Origin of the sequence: Algoriphagus iocasae (assembly GCF_014206875.1) — a bacterium.
GTDB classification, from domain to species: Bacteria; Bacteroidota; Bacteroidia; order Cytophagales; family Cyclobacteriaceae; genus Algoriphagus; species Algoriphagus iocasae.
Genome location: NZ_JACIJO010000007.1, coordinates 1 through 22,353 on the forward strand (window position 1 = coordinate 1; position 22,353 = coordinate 22,353).

11 protein-coding genes are annotated in these 22,353 nt (G+C 40.2%); 5 read left to right on the forward strand and 6 right to left on the reverse strand.

Going from position 1 to position 22,353, the window contains the following annotated elements:
- The first annotated feature begins 403 nt into the window (after positions 1-403).
- Positions 404-1,309 (forward strand): S41 family peptidase, encoded by a 906-nt coding sequence (locus FHS59_RS22790; protein ID WP_221444570.1) that lies wholly within the window; start codon positions 404-406, stop codon positions 1,307-1,309.
- A gap of 395 nt (positions 1,310-1,704) precedes the next feature.
- On the opposite strand, the gene FHS59_RS22795 is transcribed toward FHS59_RS22790, so the two are convergent.
- Positions 1,705-3,258 carry a S41 family peptidase gene (locus FHS59_RS22795; RefSeq protein ID WP_184498645.1) on the reverse strand — a complete coding sequence of 518 codons (1,554 nt, stop codon included), beginning with the start codon at positions 3,256-3,258 and terminating at the stop codon, positions 1,705-1,707.
- Positions 3,259-3,734: 476 nt separating this feature from the next.
- Here FHS59_RS22795 and FHS59_RS22800 point away from each other — a divergent pair, with 476 nt between their 5' ends.
- Entirely contained in the window at positions 3,735-5,867 is a 2,133-nt protein-coding gene (locus FHS59_RS22800) for an IPT/TIG domain-containing protein (RefSeq protein ID WP_184498647.1), read from the forward strand.
- A 263-nt stretch (positions 5,868-6,130) separates the two neighbouring features.
- Here FHS59_RS22800 and FHS59_RS22805 read toward each other — a convergent pair whose 3' ends face one another.
- From FHS59_RS22805 to FHS59_RS22820, 4 genes are all read right to left on the reverse strand, one after another.
- Positions 6,131-7,591 carry a potassium/proton antiporter gene (locus tag FHS59_RS22805; protein WP_184498649.1) on the reverse strand — a complete coding sequence of 487 codons (1,461 nt, stop codon included), beginning with the start codon at positions 7,589-7,591 and terminating at the stop codon, positions 6,131-6,133.
- 322 nt (positions 7,592-7,913) lie between these two features.
- Complete coding sequence (locus FHS59_RS22810; RefSeq protein ID WP_184498651.1) at positions 7,914-9,500, reverse strand: glycoside hydrolase; 1,587 nt, start codon at positions 9,498-9,500, stop codon at positions 7,914-7,916.
- A gap of 45 nt (positions 9,501-9,545) precedes the next feature.
- Positions 9,546-11,243, reverse strand: coding sequence for a RagB/SusD family nutrient uptake outer membrane protein (locus FHS59_RS22815; protein WP_184498653.1), 1,698 nt, complete (start codon positions 11,241-11,243; stop codon positions 9,546-9,548).
- A gap of 11 nt (positions 11,244-11,254) precedes the next feature.
- Entirely contained in the window at positions 11,255-14,353 is a 3,099-nt protein-coding gene (locus tag FHS59_RS22820; protein ID WP_184498655.1) for a SusC/RagA family TonB-linked outer membrane protein, read from the reverse strand.
- 200 nt (positions 14,354-14,553) lie between these two features.
- Between FHS59_RS22820 and FHS59_RS22825 the strand changes: the two genes are divergently transcribed.
- A complete protein-coding gene (locus FHS59_RS22825) occupies positions 14,554-18,624 on the forward strand; it encodes a hybrid sensor histidine kinase/response regulator transcription factor (protein WP_184498657.1) in 4,071 nt (1,356 codons plus the stop codon).
- Positions 18,625-19,210: 586 nt separating this feature from the next.
- Here FHS59_RS22825 and FHS59_RS22830 read toward each other — a convergent pair.
- Entirely contained in the window at positions 19,211-20,497 is a 1,287-nt protein-coding gene (locus FHS59_RS22830) for a metal-dependent hydrolase family protein (RefSeq protein ID WP_221444571.1), read from the reverse strand.
- A 454-nt stretch (positions 20,498-20,951) separates the two neighbouring features.
- On the opposite strand from FHS59_RS22830, the gene FHS59_RS22835 reads away from it, so the two are divergent.
- Complete coding sequence (locus FHS59_RS22835) at positions 20,952-21,338, forward strand: helix-turn-helix domain-containing protein (RefSeq protein WP_184498661.1); 387 nt, start codon at positions 20,952-20,954, stop codon at positions 21,336-21,338.
- 405 nt (positions 21,339-21,743) lie between these two features.
- Positions 21,744-22,310 carry a phage tail protein gene (locus FHS59_RS22840; protein WP_184498663.1) on the forward strand — a complete coding sequence of 189 codons (567 nt, stop codon included), beginning with the start codon at positions 21,744-21,746 and terminating at the stop codon, positions 22,308-22,310.
- The last annotated feature ends 43 nt before the right edge of the window (positions 22,311-22,353 follow it).

Genomic DNA, 22,353 nt, shown 5'->3' on the forward strand with positions numbered 1-22,353 from the left:
GCGAAACTCATCAACAGGATTTTTGCCCTGATCCGAGACAAAAGAAAACATGAAATAAATTACAATATAACCCTTGCCTAATCCATAAGAATATCTTGATGCCCTTCGAAAGGAAAGCTATGGTTATTTCCCATATCCTGTCAAATGGATTGACGGTAAGTGGATCATTAACTACCAGGGCAATGAAATTCCTCTTGGGGCTGAACTCATTGAAATAAACGGGGTTCCATTTTCCCAAATCATTCAAAACGTTTACAAGTATTATACCACGGACGGGCAAAATACAAGTGGAAAAAGGATTGGGATAAGAACCCATTTTTCAAAATACTACAGGTTTAATTATGGGCTTCAGGAAGAATTTCAGGTGACTTTCAGGAGGCAAAATTCACCTTCTGAGGAAAAATTGACGCTCCAAAGTGTCAGTTATACGGAATACTATGGACATTTCAGGAACAGGTATTCCAAACCGTTTGACCAGGTATACTATGAGGATCTAGAGGATGAAAAGAAATACAACTACGAACAGGTAAATTCCTCAACAGGACTTCTAACGGTTTATACCTTTAGTATGGGGAACGAATCCACTCAAGAACACAAAACATACCTGGCTTTTCTGGACAGTGTTTTTTCTGCAGTCAAGACATACGGTATCAAAAATATGATAGTGGACATACGCCAAAATGGTGGTGGAACCGATCCAAATGATCTGGTAACCTATTCATATTTCGCACCAAGAAGGTTCCAGGAAAATAAACAGGCTTGGATTAGCTTTGAAAAAATTCCCTACCTCAGCTATTTAGACTCAGGAATTCCCGGATTTTTAAGGCCATTCCTGATGGGAGGGTATAATACCATGTTTCAGGAAGATTTTTATATAAAACAGAACAATCACTTCTACCAAGGCCCCCTAAGCGATGATCATCTAGTCAGAGAGCCTAATAAAAATGTCTTTGAAGGAAATGTTTATTTATTAATCAGTCCGGCGGTAGCTTCTGCGGGAAGTTTGTTCGCAGCCATGGCAGCAGGAAATGCCAATACTACCGTAATCGGTGAAGAGACCATGGGAGGTTATTATGGACATAATGGTCACACTTCTCTAGCTTATATTTTACCAAAGTCTAAGATAGAAACTTCCTTTTCTGTGGTCAATCTAGAGCAGGATGTTCCTGAAAAGTCCAATCAATTCTATAATAGGGGGATCATTCCTGATTATGAAGTTTCTCAGACTTATGAGGATTACTTATACCATAGAGATACGCAAATGGAATTTGCACTTGAGTTGATAAGGAATAATTCCGAGGAAAAATGAACCCAGTAATATTTTGATTTTTCTTGTATTCATCGCGATTATATCTCTTAAATGGCAATTTGAGCTATTCCAGCTTTAGCACAAATATGAGGTGGATCTAGATTGCTAGGGGGATCTAGACAGGGAAATATTTCAATCCCGAAACGAAAGTCGTTTGGGAAATAAATGCTTCTGGATGCGAGGCGGCCGGTAAGTTAAACCCCAATCAATCTCTTGAAGTATTTGAGTACACCACAACGGGGTGACTTATCCAAAGGTGTATTTGATTTTGTAAATTCTTTTAGAAATGCTACGCTACAAGCTTTAATTTTAATTGAGAAAGTAGTCCATTGATATGCTAAAACTTGCCTAGTTAGTTCAGTGCACTTTTCTGCAGTGGAGCTTATTAGTTAAATTTAAAGTAATGGAATTCTCTTCCCCCTCATTTCATCTCCTGATTGGATCAGTTCTTTCAATTTCCTTAACTGATAATCTTCCTTCATGAAAATCTGATCAAGATTCCGCTCGATCAGGATGTCGGGTGAGGTACCAATACCATCCAGGATATTACCGTTTTTCTGAAAAGATACCATGGTGCTTATTTTACCCCGCAATTCGGAATGCGGCAATTCAAAACGTTCACTGTTGCCACTTGAACCATCTGTATTGGTTCCTACAATCTGGACGTTGGGTAAGCCTTTGAAGACTGATACCAATACAGATGCAGCACTAAAAGACCGTTCATTGCAAAGGATATAAATGGGTTTGTTGTAATGGTATTTACCTGCTGCGAGCTTACTGCCATTGAATAGATAATAGTAGTACTCGCTATACTTATTCCTGTCCAGTTGATACATAGGATGAAAGGTCCTGGAAAATTTGTCCACTGCCTTTTGTTCCTCCTCATTCAGTTGCTGATTGGAAAATAAGTAGCGGGTGTTCAGCTCACTTTTCAATTCATCACTTAAAGGCAATCTCCCCCTTTGTTTGGTCGCATTAACAACATATACCGAATCAGGATGGATGAAATAGCCCGCCAGTTCCTGTATCATATCCCGGGTTCCACCACCATTATCCCGCACATCCACGATCATAGCTTGACTAGATTTGGCCTTGGCCATAAACTCGTTGAAATAGGAAATAAATCCTGGACTATCTTCTTTATCCACCATAGTTACCAAACGGATGTAAGCAATTTGATCTTTCAATGAAAAAAACTGATTGATTATTTCAGGGTTGTTCGCTTCTTCATCAGTCAGGAAGAAATTATCCAAATGGAATCGTTCATCCCAGATTTTGGGTCTTTCTGATCTGGGAACCAAGTCAAGATAGATCTCTTTTGATTTTCCTGAATCATTGCTGAGAGTGATTGGTAAGGGATTGGGAAGCTCTTTTTTTAGGATTGCAAATACTTTGTCAATGTCCCTTAATTCCCGGGTAGCCCGGGTGAAATAGGAACTTTTTGGAGCAAGGATATCATTTGGAAGGGCTTTGGAAAGAATGCGTTCGACCGGAGTTCCATTGATGGATTTTAGATAGGGATATTCAGCATGATAGAATGCATACCTTTCTTTCTGCTCATCAAAATTCAACACCAAAATCCGTCCATGGTATGGAGCAAATGCCAGAGGAATAAAGAATTCATCGCGGGATTCGTATCCATCAATGTATGCATGTCTATCTCCGATTTTTCCGATAGTTTGTGAAAGGAACAAGCCGAAATCGTACTTAGAAATCTGATCTTGTTTCTCAATATGGTTCAAATATGCTTCAAAATCTCTTTTGTAATCGTATCCATTCAGTCCCTGATAGGAAGAAATATCTTGCAGGATTTGATCTAGATAACCCAGGTCATTTTTGATTTCCTGATTAGTTAGATAGTCAGTTTTGTTTTGTCCGCTTGCTGAAACAACAAGAAACAGGGAAAGACTGATGGACTTCAATAGTAATGAAATAGAATTGTCAAGCATGATTTAATATTTTAGTTCCATGCCAATACTAAGTTTGATGTTTGCTTTATAAAAATAATTGTGACCAAATCAGAGAATCGAGGGACGGAAAACTTCAATCTTCTATTTTCTTGTCCTTTGGAATTGTTCCTCAATTGGTACTTATTCGCTTTAGGGAACAGAAGTCAGCAACCAGTTTTTCGGCAAACGTTGCGCTAAATGGATTTCCCTGACGGACATGAACTTGTCCCAATATTACTGCGGGATTTCAGAAATTTTTTCTAGATCCGGACAGCTGATAATTTTTAATTGGCTTAATGGAATGTATAGCATCCTGTTTTCATTCCAAAGAAATTACTTCTATTAATCCTCGATGATGAATAGCCATTCCTACTGGAAAAGTAAGGCAGATGCCGTATGTTTTAAGATTTAGTTAGAAAATAATTTTGGACAAAATTTAATCCTGGAGCTCCAGGTTGACTCAAATTAGTATTTCTATGAAACGACATCTTTTATCAAGCTTTATTTTGGCAATGCTTTTTCTCGGTTCCTGTGAAGATGACCCAGGATCTCAGAATCCGATTGATGGTATTGAAACTGGTCTAAAAGGGGAAATCAACAGTAAATCTTTAGATCTTAAATCAAATTCAATTCTTCCGACCTTTTTTCAGGATGAAGGCGATGAAACCGGTGCTTTGGAAGTCAGTGCACAGATTCCCAACAACGAAAAACTGACTTTTTTTCTGGATGAAGTCAAAAGCGGAACTGTCACTATTTCTCAGGTTTTTCCGGCAGTGATGGGCTATTCTTCTGATGGATTGAGGCTGGTTGCTCAAAATAGCTCAGAGGCCGAAAACAAAAGAACTGCAGTTGGTTTGTCAAGTTTCGTCAAGTATCTCAACAGTACGAATACTTTCTTTGCAATTTCCGGTTCACTGGAAATGAAGATAGAAGGTGCCAATGTCACTGTGATTTGGGATTTGATTTTTAAGGATAAGGAGGGTAACAACTTTACCTCCAGCGGGACTTTCACTGTCGCTGATTATAAGAATAACACCAAACCAAAATCCCAGATCAATAATCCTACTTCTACATTGTCAATTGAAAGTATTACTCCGGATTATGCCAGTGCCGGTACTGAGATGTCTATCAAAGGGACAGGTTTCAGCGCACTGAAGTCAGAGAATAAGCTGATGTTAAATGATCTTGCGGTTGAAGCAATTTCTGCTACGGCCACGGAAATTAAGATCAGCATTCCAGAGTCAGGGGAGCATGGCAAATTTTCATTGACTGTTCTTGGAGCGACAGCCGAAAGTAATATGTTTTTTTACGAACCTGTCATCACTTCAATCAATAAAGAATCTGCCAAAGTAGGTGAGGAGCTTATGGTCACAGGACTTCATTTTGATATTGACAAGACCTTAATGGAAGTCAAAACCGGAGATAAACCAATGGAAATAATAGCTGCTTCATTGACTTCATTGACCGTAAAAATTCCAGAAGGTGCAAAAACCGGAAAAATCAATGTTGCTAGAATTGGTAAAGCATCTGTAGAAGGACCCGAATTGCAAATTGTGGAAAAACAACCAACTCAAGGACTTCCTGTGGATCAGATTTTTGAGCTTGTCAGTGGAAATCTAAGCTTTGAAGAAGTGCTTAGTAATGTCAACGAATATGGGGCTATTTGGAATATTCAAATCGATCCTGATAAAAACATTATGTATGCAGTCACGGCAAGTGCACTTTTGTCCATAGATCTTTCCACTAATGCTGTCACAAAGCTTGCCGATCAGGAAAGTGCCATTTATAAAAATGATTTGAACATGTATAATTTTTTAACCTTGCCAATGGCATTGTACCCAAAAGGAGATGTATTGTATGGACTGAAGAATCCGACCTTTATGATCAGTGAGGTGAAAAATGGCTTTAAATTTAATGTTTCCTCTAAGTCTCCAGAAATGCTCGGCGATCACAAAATCAACAATGGTGCAGATCCTTTAGGAATGTTTGTGGGCACCAATAACAGGATTTATTTGCCAGAGTTTATTTCTCCAGGTCCTGGTTATGCTTTAGTTAGCTACAATGCTGAGTTCACTGACCGAAAAATCCTTCATGAGGATGCTGGGAATTTTACTTTTCTTCTGGGAATGGGAGGGGATAAATACCGATATGTTTCCAAAAGGACAATCAACGATGCCAAATACATCGAAGGAAATGGAGATGATATCAGTGATTTTATCAGTTGGAAGGATCAACTAAAACCTATTGAATTTGATACCTACACGAGGTTGATCGGAATGGATTATCGAAATTCCAATTTCTACGTACTGGCTGCTACGGCAAAAGATGGAGCTAATGTTGGGGCCACCAGCTATCCAAAACTTCATTATGCCCTCGGAATACAGACCGGTGGGAGCGGAAACTTCCAAAAGGTAGGTGAGTTTTCAATCAAACAAACCTTTGAATATGGAGGAACCACCTACTATGTAAGATCGCAGGAGAGTGCATATAAGAGTATGGTGGTTGATAAGAATGGGGATGTCTATGTTTTGATCCAGACTCCTGTCCATCCAAACACTGGAGAAGAACTGGCTCCAGGAGCAGGAGGGATTTATAAGATCAGGTTTTGATTGAAAACCTGTTTTCCCAGAGAGGTTGCCTTGCATCGGAAGGCAACCTTTTTTTATAATAATGAGATGATTGATATTCGTTTTCATGGAACAATGTCATTTTATAATTCTATGGAATGGCAAGGCTAATAGAACTAGTATTTTTTGATAAGAAATCCCCTTGAATGGAATTTGATTTTGAGAGAGATCATGGAAATTGGGGGAGTGTATTGCTGATGGAACATCTTTTATCAGGAATAGTTTGATGGCCTGAAAACCTCTTGTTAGACAAACAACAAAGCTTTGATTTCTTCTTCCTGATGTTCATTTTCCATCATTATCATCAACTCATCTTCCGCTTTTAATTCTGTTTGCCCATTTGGCGTAATGAATTTGCCATCCCTTTTCACCAAAACGATCAAACTGGAGCTCGGGAAACCCAGTTCTAGGATTTTTTTTCCTTCTATGTGGCTGTTCTTCGGTATTTGGATTTCCAGAATGGCATTTTTAAAATCATCGGAAAGTTCTAAGTCCAACATCGATCTTTTCTTTAGAGAAGCCGGGAGAGACAGATGCAAAAGTTTTGCAGCCAATGGTAGGGTGGTAGCTTGGATAGCAACCGAGGCAAGTACGATAAAGAAAACCATATGGAATATGATTCCCGATTGTTCTATGTTGGCAATGAGTGGTAAAGTTGCAAATACGATTGGAACAGCACCCCTAAGTCCCACCCAGGAAATAAACACTTTTTCCCTAAGCTTGAATTTGAAAAAAGAAAGGGAGATGAAAACCCCTAAAGGCCTTGCGACCATAATCAAGAATAATGCTGCTAAAATTGCAATTCCTGAAACGGGGATAAGTTGTTTGGGGAAAACCAAAAGACCTAATGTGATGAACATGATGACCTGCATCAGCCAGGCAACTCCATCAAAGAACTTCATCAAACTTTTCTTATGGGCCATTTTGCCATTGCCCACAGTGATCGCACTGATGTACACTGCCAGAAAACCGTTGCCTCCAAGTAAATCAACAAAGGTATAGGTGATGAGCACCAAAGCCAGCAACATCACAGGATACAATCCTTCAAAATCTAAATTAACTTTATTGATCAATAGGACTGTAGCTCTGCCAAATAACCAGCCCAAGAAACCGCCTACCAACATTTGGATAAAGAACAAAGGAATGATTTCCCAAATGGATCCGGTTTCCAAAGTGATCAGTCCAAGCAAGGATACAGTGAGGAAATAAGCCATCGGATCATTACTACCGCTCTCCAACTCCAATAAGGGTCTCAAGTGGCCTTTTAATCCTATGCTTTTTGCCCGCAAAACAGAAAATACTGCGGCTGCATCGGTAGAAGAAACAATTGCGCCAAGCAGCAGGCTTTCAAGAAACCCTAACTTGGTGATCAGAAATACGAAAGTTCCCAAGCTAAGGCTGGTAAGTAAAACCCCCAAGGTAGATAATGTAATTCCAGGCTTCAACACAGGTTTGATACTTGGCCACTTTGTATCAAGACCTCCTGAATATAAAATGTAAGTAAGTGAAATAATTCCCAGAAACTGGGCGATATGAGGATTGTCAAAACGTATACCACCAATCCCGTCGGAACCAGCCAACATGCCAACTCCCAGGAATATCAACAGCATGGGAATACCGGTTTTTCCGGCAGTTTTACTGGCAAGTACACCAGCTAAAAGTAGCAGTGAACTGATCAGGAGAATGTTTTCTGCGGTTAAGGTCATAGATTGGCAAATGGAATAATCAAAACTAAAAAAGATAAAGTTAATTTTCGGCTTGACTTATTTTTATCCGAGCTTTTCAAATAATAAAAAAACAGATTTCTTTCAGGTATTTTTATGTAAAATTGAATTGACTGAAAGGCACCCTAAAAAGGATTAAAAGGCCATGAAAGATTGATCATAAAAAGACAAAAGAATACGCCTGTTGCAAGTTTTGATATCTGGTACTTTATGGCAAAGAAATAAAAAAACCAGAATCACCTGATCCTGGTTTTTTTGGTACCCAATCTATCTGTTAATTTTTTCTGCTTTTTTGAAGTTCCATTTATAAATCTGCCAAAACCGTTACAATGGATCTAGCCGGGATAGTGACTTTGTCTTCTGATTCATTCAATCCAACTGATTCAAGACTTTTGTTTTTGGAGGTTACGTAGATCTGCTGAATCGAAACAGGCTTTTTATTTTCAAAAATTGTTGCCTGGACTTCTTTGATTCCGGAATTGACAAAGACATAGACCAAATTATTTTCTGAAGCTGGGGTTCGGTAGGCGGAAACAAGCAGATCCGGTGATTGATGGTTTTCATTTCCTACATTCACAGCGATTCTTTTTGAACCGGGTCTGATGAACCTGCTGAAATTTCCCAAAGCCCAGAGCATTTTGCTTTCATAAAAGTTACCGTCTTCCTCTTGTTTATCAACATAGACAAGTCCATCCTTGTAGTTATAAGGAGAAATAGCCAGCCACCAGTGCCATGCACTTGCATTTGCGATTGTCAAATCATTATGAATCACCCTGGACATATACAAGGCAGGATCAATTCCTAAATCCCTTCCGCTGCCGTTGATTTCACCTTCATTGTCACCTAAAATGCAATATTCGCTCATCCAGAACTTAAGACCCGGTATCGTGCTGATTTCATTGTTGAGATTCGCACGCAATTGAACTGCATTTTCAAATGGTGAGGTAGTGAAATAACTGTGTCCTGAAATATTTTGACTGACATGGGAAAGATTACCTAAGTAATTGGAAGATTCTGGCTGAAAGAATTCCTTTACCTGTGATCCCCGATCAGGTTTATCGGATGGTTCATAGAGATAATTTAACTTTCCTGCTTCGGCAATATCTATTTTGGTCTCCAGGTTTTTAGCTGTCAATGCAGCATCCAAGGATCTCACGATTCCTGAGATTTCTTTGTTCCAAAATGGTGTTCCTTCCTGACCTCCGTCTGACCAATCCCATTGAGGTTCGTTTACCGGACTCACATAATCTATCTGAAGTCCTTTTTCTTGTAAGCCCAAAATGACCTGGGCTAAGTAATTTCCAAATAATCCATGCTTTGCTTCGGCTAAATTGGATTTTCCCTCCAAGGCAAATGCCTTCCCTGAACAGGTCATGGATACAGGTGGACTATTGGAAAAGATCAATAGATTTTCAACTTGGTGTTCTTTAGCTTTTTGGGCAAACCAAACCTGACCTGATTGTCTGTTCCAATTATAGCTTCCATCCAATTCCATAAAGGATTCTGCCCTTCTCCACTCATCTTTAATTCCACTATCTTCTCCCTGTTGTGCACTTCCAGCCCCGACATTGAACCTCCATAGAGAAAGGCCAATCCCTTTTGGTTTTCCCTTTGAGTCAATTTCTTTACTAAACAGAAGCTCCGCTATGGCATTTCTTTTTTGATCTGGCCATAGACCCACGAACTGCACAGCCCATGCATCCGAAGCCCCAAAATGTTCAATGGTCTGATATTCCAGATCGCTTTGAGAATTGACTTCAATTGATTTGAATGGGATTTCCTGATCCTGATTTTCCTGCCCTGATGACTGACAAGCAAAGAGAATACTCAACGCCCAAACTAGAAAAAGAGCCTTGGCTGATTCTGATCTAATTTTTTTATTTGTTTTCATATTTTTTAGAAAAGAGGGAAACTGCCCAGTTTCCCTCTTTTAAAGTCAATAACCTGGGTTTTGTTCCAACTGGTTATCGGAAGCTAAAATTTCAGAGCGTGGTATTGGAAGCCAATAATGTTGCTGTTCAAATTTCTTTCCATTGAGTGAGACTTTTCGATTATAGGTTAAGGTGCCATCATCCGCTTTTAAGATTTCAATACCATACGCAGGAGTGTTTTCCACCACATCAGCAGTCATCCATCTTCTCACATCATAGTAGCGGTGTTCCTCAAATGCAAGTTCAATTCTTCTCTCATGATGGATCTTTTCACGCATCTCCTCTTGGCTAAGGCCAGCAGGTAATGGAGGCATTTCGACACCGGATCTACTTCTAATGGAATTCACTGCCTCATAGACGCTGGCATCAGGTCCTACAGCTTCATTTTGTGCTTCCGCATAATTCAGGAGAATTTCCGCGTATCTAAAGTAAATCCAGTTTTGCGTTCCTGCAACTTCCCAAGGATTTCTGATGGGTAGGTCTTCGTTAATGAATTTTCGTAGGTAATAACCTGATTTACTGGTGTTCCAATTGGAAGGTCCGCCTTGACTGTCGCGACCATTGGGTAGGAAGGTCTCGACGGTCCGATCTCTATAAGGGGCACCGTTATATAATATGCTCTGATAAAACCGGGGATCCCTGTTTTCATACGGTGCGTTTGCATGCTCCGGATTGTTCCAGTCAAAAGGAGTTCCGTCCATCATTTCATAATCATCCACCAGATTCTGAAGAGGGACATTTCCTCCCCATCCATCGTAGCCGTTTGGACCATTCGCAATTTCTAAGGCTGTATGCCTTGAGTTGATATTGTAATACCTTGCAAAGATGATTTCAGAATTGCTCTGTGGAGTTAAAAACAACTCGCTGTATCCATTTTGGTACAGACTATATTGTCCCATGTTCATTACATCCTTGGCTGCTTGGGCTGCCTGTTGCCATTTTTGTATGTCTGATCCGCCATCATTATAGAGTGGACTGGCTGCATACAACAATAACCTCGATTTTAATGCCATTGCGGCGCCTTTGGTAGCCCTGCCTTCCTTCCATGTGCCGCTGTTGTTCTGAGGTAAGCCGCTGATCGCTTCTTCAAGTTCCTGAATCACATAGGCAATGGCCTGCTCTTTAGGTGCTCTTTCATAGTAGGAGGGATCAGTAAAATCTTCTCCCAATTGTGCGACTTTATCACCCATCAATACCACATCACCATAATTTTTGATCAGATCAAAATATCTAAAGGCACGGATAAATTTCAACTCTGCTATCAATAGGTCTTTCCCGGTCTGACTCATTTCCAGTTCCCCAATATTGGTCAGCGCGTAGTTTACTTCCCTGATACTTCTATAGGATCTACCCCAAAAAGTTCCTGCAATGCCAGTGTTTTGCGGTGAAAGTTGTCCCTGCTGGATGAACCAGGTATTGTCATCGTTATTGTAAATGGACTCATCTGTCAGGGAACTCCACATGGCATATTCAAAGCCACGCCCAAATCCTGGCAGATTTCCGTCCCCTTCTTTATTTGTCAATCGGACTCCCAGATACCGGTTGATTACATAAGCTTCAAACAGGGTGGAATCTGAAAGGATGGAAGCATCCGAAACCCTATCTGTTGGGACGACATCCAGAAAATCCTCATTGCATCCGACTAGGAGTAGACTGCTTAAGGCTAATCCCAGAAAAGGTTTATATATCGTTTTGATTGTCATTATTTTTGGGTTTAGAATTGAATATTAACTCCAAGATTGATGATTTTTTGTTGCGGATAGAACTGTCCGCTTTCGCTTGATCCTTCCGGGTCAAAATCCTTGACCCCGGTTAGGGTAAAGAGGTTAAAGGCATTCGCATAGATCTTCAAACTGCTGATTGACAATCTCTCCAAGACAGGCTGAGGGAGATTGTATCCGATCTGAACATTTTTTAATCTGGCAAAAGAGACATCATTTAACCAAAAATTATTTCGGTAAAGTCCACCACTGACAGCTGAGGAGGCACGTTCACTTACTCTAGGATAGCTACCATCAGTATTGGAAGGGGAATATCTGTTGTCTGCCCAGCTGCTGTAAAAATTACCAACTGTTCCGGATTCAGGAAGTACATATTGATTGACTTGGGTCTGCCCAGAAATAACTGCTGAGAAATCCCAGTTTTTCCACGCGGCATTCAAAGTCATCCCGAAGGTTATCTGTGGGATATTACCATACTTGGAACGGGTCATATCATCGGCATTGATCTCTCCATCTCCGTTGAAATCCTCGTAAATCAAATCTCCCACCATGGCTCCCGGTACATGGGGAGTATTGTCCAATTCTTCCTGACTTCTGAAAATGCCGATTGCGTTATAAAGAAGGTAGGTGTTCATTGGATTTCCAGTCTGACGTTGATAATCCAAAACACCGGCAGCTTCATCTATGAATACGATCTCATTTTTTGCATAGGTGAAGTTTCCGGAAACACCAAAGCTAATTTCACCTTCATGCTGATAGCCCACAGTAGATTCAAATCCATGGCTCTTTACCTCTCCGATATTTTCTGCTGGAACCAAGGACTCTCCGTCATATGGATTGACAATTCCTGAGGAACCCGGGATGGAGGCATTTCGAATGGTCAGGATTTTACTTCTGTCCTGTTGGAAATAAATGAATTCTGTCGTGAATTTTTTCAACCATACTGCGTTGAATCCCAAATCAGTCTTGGTCGCCACTTCCCAGGTAATGTTGGGGTTGGAAAGGCGTGTCAGGTCGATTCCTGTCTGAACCACATCCCCTAAAACATATCGGTTGTTGAAGGAATAATTGTCGAAATATTGGAATTGTCCCACGTTGTCATTTCCCAGTTTTCCATAGGAAGCCCTGAACTTTAGGTCGTCAAAGAAACTTACTTTGTCCCTAAACCAACTTTCTTCAGAAATCCTATAGCCTACAGAAAGTGACGGGAAAAAACCATATCTGCTGTCTTCAGGGAAATTGGATGAACCGTCCACTCTCATCTGCAGTTCTGCCAGGAATTTTTCATTGTAGTTATAGGCAATTCTACTCAGGTAACTTTTTCGGGTATAATTGTAACTGCTTCCCCAGTTGTCATAATCGGAAGCTGCAGCTCCGCCCTGGGATAATTCAGGAGTCTCGGCTGTTGGGAAATGAAGCCTTGAAGCACCCAGGGTATGAGAACGGTTCTCGCTTTGCTCATATCCTACAAAAGCATCGAAAAAATGGTCCCCAAAATAGTGTTTGAAATTTAATCTGATGTTGGAAACAATCATCGATTGGGAGTAATGGGTTTCTGAAAGCGTTGGCTGCTGGTCAGGGCCTCCTCCTACAATGACAGGGTTGTACACCTCAGAGGTTCTGTCATAATTATATAGTGTATAGGGCTTTGCAAAATTTCTAGACCTATCAGAGCTTTCATCCACAGAGAAAAACCCTTCTGCTGAAAGCCCGTCCAAAAACCCAAATTCATACTTGCCTCGAAGAATACCGTTGAATATAAATCTTGGATTATGATTTAAACCACCCTGATCTGTTGCCATGACTACAGGATTTGAATTTTCAATTCCGGTAGAAGGTAGTCCATTGGGGTAGACAGCAGCTACGGTAGGGTAGGCCCGATAGATGGACCGGAAGATATCCCCAGCCCCTGAGGTCGGATATTGCCGATCTTCTTTTCTTCCTGAAAGGGACAAACCCACACTTAACCTATCTGTGATATCTGCGTCCACATTGGAGCGAAAGCTATACTGATCATATCTGGTAGCACCGTTTTTATACAACCCATCTTGTCCGGTCTTTCCCAAAGAGAGGAAATAGGTGACATTGTCCGAACCTCCCCGGATGCTTAGGTCATGTTGGCTTTGTAATGCGGTATTGTTCAGCGTGGCAGCAGCCCAATCGGTATTTGGATAGTTCAAGGGATCTGTTCCATTTCTGAACATTCCTAATTCCTCTTCAGAATAAATCTGGTTTAATCCGCCTTGCGGATTGTTATAATAGGCAATTTCATTTCTGATTTGACCATAAGTTTCGGCATTGGCCATCTGAGGAAGCCTGGTAGGGGAAGAAAACCCTTGATTAAAGCTGTATGAAATCACAGGTTTCCCGGATTGTCCCCGTTTGGTGGTGACCAAAATGACTCCATTTGCTGCTCTGGAACCATAAATGGCTGCAGAAGCATCTTTAAGGACTGAAATACTTTCGATGTCATTTGGATTCAGACGCTCAAGTCCACCAATCTGCCCGGGTACTCCATCGACTACCACTAAGACATCATTGTTTCCTGTAGTTGCCAATCCACGAATACTGATGCTGGAACCGTCATACCCCGGTTCACCTCCGCGGTTATTGGCAATGATACCGGAAAATCTTCCTGAAAGTGAGTTGGAAATATTGGGTTGCGGACTGTTTTTAAGATCGCGGCCTTCTACCTGTGAAACCGAACCTGTCAACGTGGCCTTTTTTTGTTCACCATAACCCACGACCACTACTTCATTCAATGATTGTTCGTCTGGGACTAACTGAATGGAAATCTCCTTCTCTCCGGAAGACACTGGGTATTCCTGGGTTACATAACCAATAAATGAAATACTCAATATGGGATTTTCTATCCCTGAAATAGACAGCGAAAAATTGCCATCCATATCTGTGACCGACCCAGAGGTGGTACCCTTTAAGAGCACGGAGGCTCCAGGTAATCCTGACCCTGTTTCGTCCAATACCCGGCCGGAAACTTTGTCCTGACCAAATACTGTAGGCACATGGAATATCATTAGTAGTAAAAATGATACACCAAACAGCCATGCCTTGGCTGGTAGTTTTGTTAGCATGTTATTTAGGTTTTTTTGTTAATTAAACTTGTAGACAAAAAACAGTAATAACTGATCATTTCTGCCCGGTTCAATTTTCCTAAAAGTCTAGTCAGCCAGTGGGGCATAAATCAGCAAAAAAAAGGGTACAAAATGTTCAAAAGTCCTTTCATGGGATAAAATCTGGTATTTTTGGTCTCATTTTTCGTGATTGCAAACTCATGAGGTCCCTATTTTCCATCTTGTTTATTGTATTCTATTCCTGTCAAGGATTAGCACAGGGTTCACTGTTTTCCACTCAGCGTCCCTTGACTTTTTATCTTTTGGACATAGAAAATGGACTTTCAAACAATTACATAAACCATATCGAACAGGATTCAATCGGATTTATTTGGATTGCCACCATTGATGGGCTCAATCGCTATGATGGGGAGGATTTTCATATATATCGTAAAAGCACCCGAAATCCTGCTTCCGGTCCGGCAGCTAATTACATTCAGCAGATTGCTGTATCGCAAGATCAACAACTCTTACTTGCCACCAGCAACGGACTGAGCAGCTATCAGCCGAGGCTGGATGTATTCGTTCATGATCAAGAGTTAAAAGAACCCAACCAAAACTCCATCAGTGCTATTCTCTTTGAGCCTGGCGGTACAAGAGTCATTGCTAAATACGAAGGGGAGGTGTGGATCATGAAAGATGATAAAATCATCCAGAAATACACCCATTCCTCAGAACATGAAAACAACCTTTCTTCTACCAGGATATCAGCTTTGGCCATGCAGGGAGACTCAATCCTCTGGGTGGGGCATTTTGACAAAGGACTGGATAAAATTAACCTGGAGAATCAGACTGTTACCCCGATCATTGGATCTAATTCAGGTTTTCCAAAAAATATCAATTCCTTATTTACCGATCCAAAAGGAAACTTATGGATAGGAACAAATGAAGGAATTCGGGTCATTACCTCTAAGATGGATTTTCTTAAAATTTCCCATGCTGATCAACCATTTTTGGGTTTAAGTGATAGCAATGTCCTTTGTTTTGAGATTGGTCCAGAAGGAAATTTATGGATAGGTACCAGAAATGGAGGCCTTAATATCCTGGATTCAGAAAAATTCCTTCATGACCAAACCCTGCAATTAAAATGGTTTTTACCCTCACAGGACGGAACAAGTGTATTTAACCGGACCGTTTCATCGCTGAAGCGCAGCAAAGAAGGCTTTATGTGGATCGGTACTAGCACTGGTCTCAATTTTGTCAATCCCAAAGGGGATGCTGTTCAATTGATCCAAAGAAATCTTTCCCAAGCACAGACCATTTCACATGATAGAATAGGATCCATTGCTGAAGGTAGGAATGGTAGAATATGGATTGGGACTGACGGTGGAGGCCTGGACCTCATGAGTCCGGAAAATGAAATCATCCGACATTTTTCTCATGATCCTGAAGATGAAAGCAGTCTGTCAAATAATTATATCATTTCCCTTTTGGAAGACAGCAGGCAGCGTGTCTGGGTAGGGACGTATCAGGGGGGACTGAATTTTTTGGATCCTGAAACGGGCAAGAGCAGACATTACCTTCAGGAAAGCCAGGATAAAGGGAATGATGTCAGGGTAATATTCGAAAGTAAAAACGGGCAGCTCTGGGTCGGGACCAATCGGGGAGGACTCTATCGTTACCATGCGCCTATTGATGATTTTGATTTTGTCAGTCAATTGGGCAAAATTGATATTCGTGATATTGCTGAAGATGATCTTGGTAATCTTTGGCTTGCCACTTTTGGCGATGGGATCATTAGATACAACTATCTGACAGGGGATCAGGAACAGTTCAATAACAGGATCCTTGAAAACTTCCCTGTTGAGGTGGTTTTTTCAATTGAAATATTGGACAATGGAGATGTCCTCGGAGGCACCAGGTATGAAGGTTTGATCCGACTTAATCCGAACACGAAACAATATACTTTGATCACAGAGGAAGCTGGCCTCAGTAATAATTCCATCAATAGTCTGGTCAAAGGGAATGATGGGAAAATTTGGCTCGGCACGTATAAGGGCATTAGTTATTTTGATCCTAAAACAAATTCTGCGGGGAATTTGAATTCTGTCAATAATATCCAGCCCGGGGAATTTAATATAGGGGCTTCAATAGTAAGCAAAACCGGAGAAATTTTCATAGGTGGCAATAAAGGGATTAATGTATTTAACCCCTTGGATCTGGAAACAGATGTAGAGAAAATTCCTTTGGTATTTAAGGAACTAAGGTTAATGAACAAAAAGGTCTCAGCTTCTCCTGAAGAGGAAGGAACTACCATAGACCAAAGCCTCCCTTATCTAAAAAAGCTTCAGCTTGACCATCGCCAAAGTCTGATTTCAGTGGATTTTTCCGCTATCAAATTTCCGTTTGGAAAGGACATCCGTTATGAATACCGATTACAGCCTTATCATCTTCAATGGATTGAAACCAATGGAAAGGGCACGGCGAATTTAAGCAATATCCCCCCAGGCGACTATCTTCTTCAAATCAGGGCCAGCTCGGGCTTGGCTACCCTTGCAACTAATCAATTGCATATTCAGATTACCCCTCCTTTTTGGAAAACCTGGCCTGCTTACCTGCTCTATTTAGTGGTTTTGATTCTGGTGGTTTATGCAATTCTCAGGTATTACACAGAAAGGATCAAACTGAAGAATTCATTGATTTTTGAGAAAAAACAGCGCATGTTGGAACACGAACTGAATGAGGAGAGGAATCAGTTTTTTACCGGGTTTTCCCATGAACTCAAGACTCCTTTAACCTTGATTTTGGCTCCGGTAGACGATTTGATTTCTGAAATCAAAAATCCCAAGCATCTGAAGGGCTTGGATCTTATTCGAAACAATGCCGCTTACCTCCATGAGATGATTTCCAAATTATTGGATTTTAGAAGTAAAGAACTAGTGGGAAATAAGGTGGAACTGAATCCTCAACCTATTGTCAAATCCTTGCGGATCTGGGTGGATCAGTGTTTGCCACTTGCAAAAAACAGACAGATCAAAGTCAAGGGAAAATTCCCGGATACAGAGTTTTTAGCTGAAATTGATCTCCAGAAATTCCATATGATTTTTAACAACCTGATATCCAATGCAATTAAATATTGCCACCCTGGAGATAAGATTGTCATTTCTTTAGAAGAAAATGCTGATTCTTTTCAATTGTCAGTTGCTGATACAGGACCTGGAATTGCTTTAGAGGACCAGGAAAAAATATTCAATTGGTATTACCAAAGTGGGGAAGAAACCAAACAACAGGGAAATGGGATCGGATTGGCTATTACCAAAAGGCTGGTAGAAGATCACGGAGGAACCATCAGTATCCAAAGTTCTCCTGATACCGGAAGCAGGTTTACAGTGATCCTCCCGAAAAAGATTGGGCTTAGTCCAAAAAGAAAAGAAAGGTACCAACAGCACACAAATTGGTTTTCAGAGAATGAAATCAAAGCAAGTGAACCTCCTTCAAAACTTGCGGTAAATGAGGAAAAGGAATTGGTGTTGCTAATTGATGACAATCCTCAGATTTTGGATTATTTGAGCAACCTGTTGTCTGGGGACTATGATCTCATTTTTGCGAGGGATGGATTATCTGGAATTGATAAGGCCTATCAATTTATTCCTGATTTGATTATTTCAGACATTATGATGCCCGAAAAAGACGGGATTGATCTATGTGGAAATTTGAAAGAAAATCGGGAAACCACCCACATTCCTGTCATTCTCCTATCTGCCAAGGATAGTGCAGAATCAATTACTTTGGGTTATGGTAAAGGGGCGGATGATTATATCACCAAGCCCTTCAACGGTAAAATCCTTAAATCCCGGGTAAGAAACTTACTGGATTCTAAAATAAGGATGAGAGCCTATTATCAATCTTTGGCCATAGAGGAATCGGAGGATTCTTCTTTCGATAAAAATGCAATCCTACGGGAAAAGTTGTTTTTGAAAGAATTGGAAAATCATGTCCTTCAGGCAATCTCAGATCAGAATACTGATGTGGACAGTATTTCACAAGCTATGGGGATGAGTAGAACCTCGCTGTTCCGTAAGCTGAAAGCACTTACAGGTCATAACATCAATTATTTCATTCGGACGGTCAAATTGAAGAAGGCTGCAGAATTGATGAAATCGGAAAATCTTGGTGTGGCCCAGGCTGCCTATGAAGTGGGTTTTTCCAGCCCAAAATATTTTAGAAAACTTTTTAAAGAACAATATGGGTACTTACCATCAGAGATCAATTCTGCAGAGGAAAAGCACTAGTTGGTTTACTATATTTACTTATAGAAGAACTTAAGATATATCATTAACCGATAAATGGAAATTATTTTATTGGCTGAAATCCTTGCCGATTTTTTTACTTGGATTTGAAAGATCAGAATAGAATTGCAACAAAAAACTGATTCAATTAATAAGCTTTCCACTTATGACGAAAGCCATTTTTAATCTAAATAATGAGTAGTAACCATGGTTTAAACTATGGATAACTGGTTTTAAATAGGGGTAGCCAAAACACTAGTGGCACTAGTCAAGAAACCAGAAATCTCATTTGATATATATATTCGAGAATTCAGATTTTGAAAAAGAACTGGGATGGGGGAGGTTATTCAGATCGACAGTGACCCTTTGCCATTTTTTTACCACGCTTTCAGTAATTTCCTTTTCCTCCTTTCTCTCGGAAAAATAAAGAACTTTCCGCTCCAAATGGCTACCGCTTTTCTCCATTTCTAAAATAAAATAATTAAGTGCCTCAGCTTTTTTTAAGAAGAAATCATATTTATCACCAGTGTTGCTAGATTCGGAGTAATTCGTGTATTTAACGAAGTTTATTTGCTTACCAAATAGGTGATCACTTGAGGGTATTCTTGAAGATCTGGCCGTCTTTTATTACCAACAGTATGTTCTCAGAGGGATTGTTGATCAATTCCAATTCTTCGATCAGGTTTCCTTTGATCATAATCATATCTGCCAAAGCATCTTCTTGGATCACGCCGAGTTTACCGGAGTAGGGATTTCTTTTTCCAGATAAACCCAATAATTCCCCGTTGACTGACGTGGCCATTTTCAAAATTTCAAAATTACTGTACCATCTTTTCATTTTTACCAGTTCATTGCCCTGTTTCATAGCCTTGCGGGCATCAAAAAGTACATCTGTTCCCCAGGCAGTTTTGATGTTGTACTTTTTAGCCAAGGCAAAGGCTAGATCTGTGCCCTGATACATTTCCAATTGCTTGGCCCTGCTTTCAGGACTGAGAGTGGTGTTGACAGCTCCCGGTTCTTCAATAAAAGGTTGAAGGCTCCACCAAATTCCTTTTTCTGCCATTAACTGGGCAGTTTCCTCATCGATCAGCTGCCCATGATCAATGCATTTAACACCACCTTGGATGGCATTTTGAATGGCTCTGGGTGTATAGGCATGCACAGTAACATAGGTTCCCCAATTTTCGGCGGCTTCCACAGCTGCCTTGAATTCCTCAACAGTATATTGACTGACATCCAAGGGATCATAAACCGAAGAAACTCCTCCTCCAGCCATCAACTTGATTTGTGAAGCACCTAACATCAATTGCTCCCGGGTTCTTTTTAATACTTCGTCTGGGCCATCAGCAATGGCAGCGGCATTGATCCTTTCGGAATAGCTGAGCCCTTTGGAAGCGTCGGCCGGAACTTCGTAAGGAAGTCTAAAATCTCCATGGCCTCCGGTTTGGGAAAGAAAAGCTCCCGAAGGAAATATTCTCGGTCCCGTTATTATCCCGGAATCTATTGCTCTTTTTAACCCAAAAACGGGGCCTCCTAAATCTCTTATACTTGTAAAGCCTCTCTGAAGCATTTCAGTGGCATTTTTTCCGGCAGCTAAATTGACAAATCCAATATCTGAAGTCAATAATGCCACCTGAGGCAACGTAGCAAACATGGCATGGTAATGTGCGTCTATTAACCCAGGCATCAAAAACATGCCTTTTCCTTCTATTCTTTGAACCTCAACTTCAGCGGGAATCTCAATATCGGAATTGGAGATCTGCTTGATTTTATTTCCCTGAATCCAAATATTCCCATAAAATGTGTCTTCATGAATTCCATCAAAAATTTCTACATTGGAAATCAGGATGTTGGACTGACTTTTTTCCTGCGCCATCAAGAAATGAAAGCTGAACAAAGCAGAAAAAAATATGAATTGAATCGATTTAATAAAAAATGGAGCCATTGGATTAATTTTTTTTTCAAATTCAAAATAGCGGAATTTCTCGAATGATTCTTGATAGTGTAACTACTTGTCCAATAAAAAGTTATTAGATCGAGCTTGATTAGCCTTTCACTTTGGAACCATGCATGAAAAATGATTGATCGAAGCATTAGTGTTGCACCAGAATCTGCAAACATTTGAAGTGTTCAATCGATGGAATATTTTTTTTATGGTTTTACTTTAAATCTCCCTCTACTTTTTCCCACTTATATAAAAATTAGTTGATTGTTAAACTAAAATTTTCGAATTTAAAAAGTTTATTCGAATGGTCTTATTTGTTAGGATTTTAAGCCGATTAATTTAATTCAAGGCCCTTCTTTTTGAGTTCAAAAGTACCTTTTATCCCATGTCTGACTATAACTCGGAAAACTCAATTTTAAATTCACTGGAAATACATTTGAGAGATGAAAAGGCTTATCTGAATAAGAACATTTCAACGGAAACGATCTGTGAAGTTCTAAAATGTAACCCCAGACTGTTGCCAGGGCTTGTCAAGGAGGAATATGGGATGGGGATTAATCGTCTGGTCAACCTATATAGGATACGTCATGCCATCGAATTAATTGAGGATGGTTATCTTAAAAGTCGAACTGTGGAATCTTTGGCAATTGAAGTTGGTTTTTGCAGTCGTAAAACCTTTTATGTGGCATTTAAAAGAGAGACAGGGTTAAGTCCGACAGTGTTTAACGGTTCAGTAGTTGATTTAGAATGGATTGGATTGCTACCTAGATAGCTTACTCGTTCGATTTGCTGATAAACACCAAACTATTTTTGGCTTTAAATTACATAAAAATGTAGTTGATTTTTGAGTTGTCTAAAAAATCCCCAAAGTGTAACTAAGTCCTACTTATTCCAAACAATTTTACTTTTTTTTGCAAGAACACTTTTGTTTGTTGCAGTTGTTTGGGCATCAGGTTAGAATACATTTCTGCCATTTTTGATTTTAGAATTTATAGTCGTAAATGTGTCGCATATCACATGCCAAAATTTTAGTTCAATGTTTATTTTTTCTAAAATCTTGCACAATCAATTTCTCCAACAAAGGTCTAGAGGTTCATTTTAAACCTAACTCATGGATGCGATTTTATGAGGAAGGAAGAATTATATTTTAATTTATTTACTTAAACTTTTAATTATTATGGAACCATTTATTGGACAAATTATGATGTTTGGGGGAAATTTTGCCCCAAGAGGTTGGATGATGTGCCATGGACAACTATTGCCTGTTGCACAATACACTGCCTTGTTTTCTATTTTAGGTACCACCTATGGTGGAGATGGAAGAACTACTTTTGCCCTACCTGATCTTAGGGGGAGGACTCCGATAGGCGATGGCCAAGGGCCAGGGCTTACATTCCGGCCTTTAGGGGCAAAAGGTGGGTCAGAAACAACAACCCTGAATGTTAGTAATATCCCATCACATAACCATACTGTTGCCCCAGCTCCAGTGAAGGCCAGCAGCCAGGATGCAACCGAGCAAGTGCCAGGAACCAATGGTGCCACGACACTGGCATCTCCAATTTCAAATGGGAGACCTGCAGAAATTTACAATAGTCAAACCCCTGATGTGACATTGAATACGTCTGGAGGAAATGTTCTTTCATCTGGTAATACAGGTGGAAATATTCCTTTCAACAATATGGAACCATTTATTTCCATGAACTATATCATTGCCATTGTTGGTATTTTTCCTTCCAGAGGTTAATTAATTCCGCTAGCCTTCTTTTGAAGCAAACATCCCTAAAGTT

Coding starts and splice junctions, on each gene's coding strand:
- FHS59_RS22800 (WP_184498647.1), top strand. CDS start 3,735: ATGAAACGACATCTTTTATCAAGCTTTATTTTGGCAATGCTTTTTCTC.
- FHS59_RS22835 (WP_184498661.1), top strand. CDS start 20,952: ATGTCTGACTATAACTCGGAAAACTCAATTTTAAATTCACTGGAAATA.
- FHS59_RS22830 (WP_221444571.1), bottom strand. CDS start 20,497: ATGGCGCAGGAAAAAAGTCAGTCCAACATCCTGATTTCCAATGTAGAA.
- FHS59_RS22795 (WP_184498645.1), bottom strand. CDS start 3,258: ATGCTTGACAATTCTATTTCATTACTATTGAAGTCCATCAGTCTTTCC.
- FHS59_RS22820 (WP_184498655.1), bottom strand. CDS start 14,353: ATGCTAACAAAACTACCAGCCAAGGCATGGCTGTTTGGTGTATCATTT.
- FHS59_RS22810 (WP_184498651.1), bottom strand. CDS start 9,500: ATGAAAACAAATAAAAAAATTAGATCAGAATCAGCCAAGGCTCTTTTT.
- FHS59_RS22825 (WP_184498657.1), top strand. CDS start 14,554: ATGAGGTCCCTATTTTCCATCTTGTTTATTGTATTCTATTCCTGTCAA.
- FHS59_RS22805 (WP_184498649.1), bottom strand. CDS start 7,591: ATGACCTTAACCGCAGAAAACATTCTCCTGATCAGTTCACTGCTACTT.
- FHS59_RS22840 (WP_184498663.1), top strand. CDS start 21,744: ATGGAACCATTTATTGGACAAATTATGATGTTTGGGGGAAATTTTGCC.
- FHS59_RS22815 (WP_184498653.1), bottom strand. CDS start 11,243: ATGACAATCAAAACGATATATAAACCTTTTCTGGGATTAGCCTTAAGC.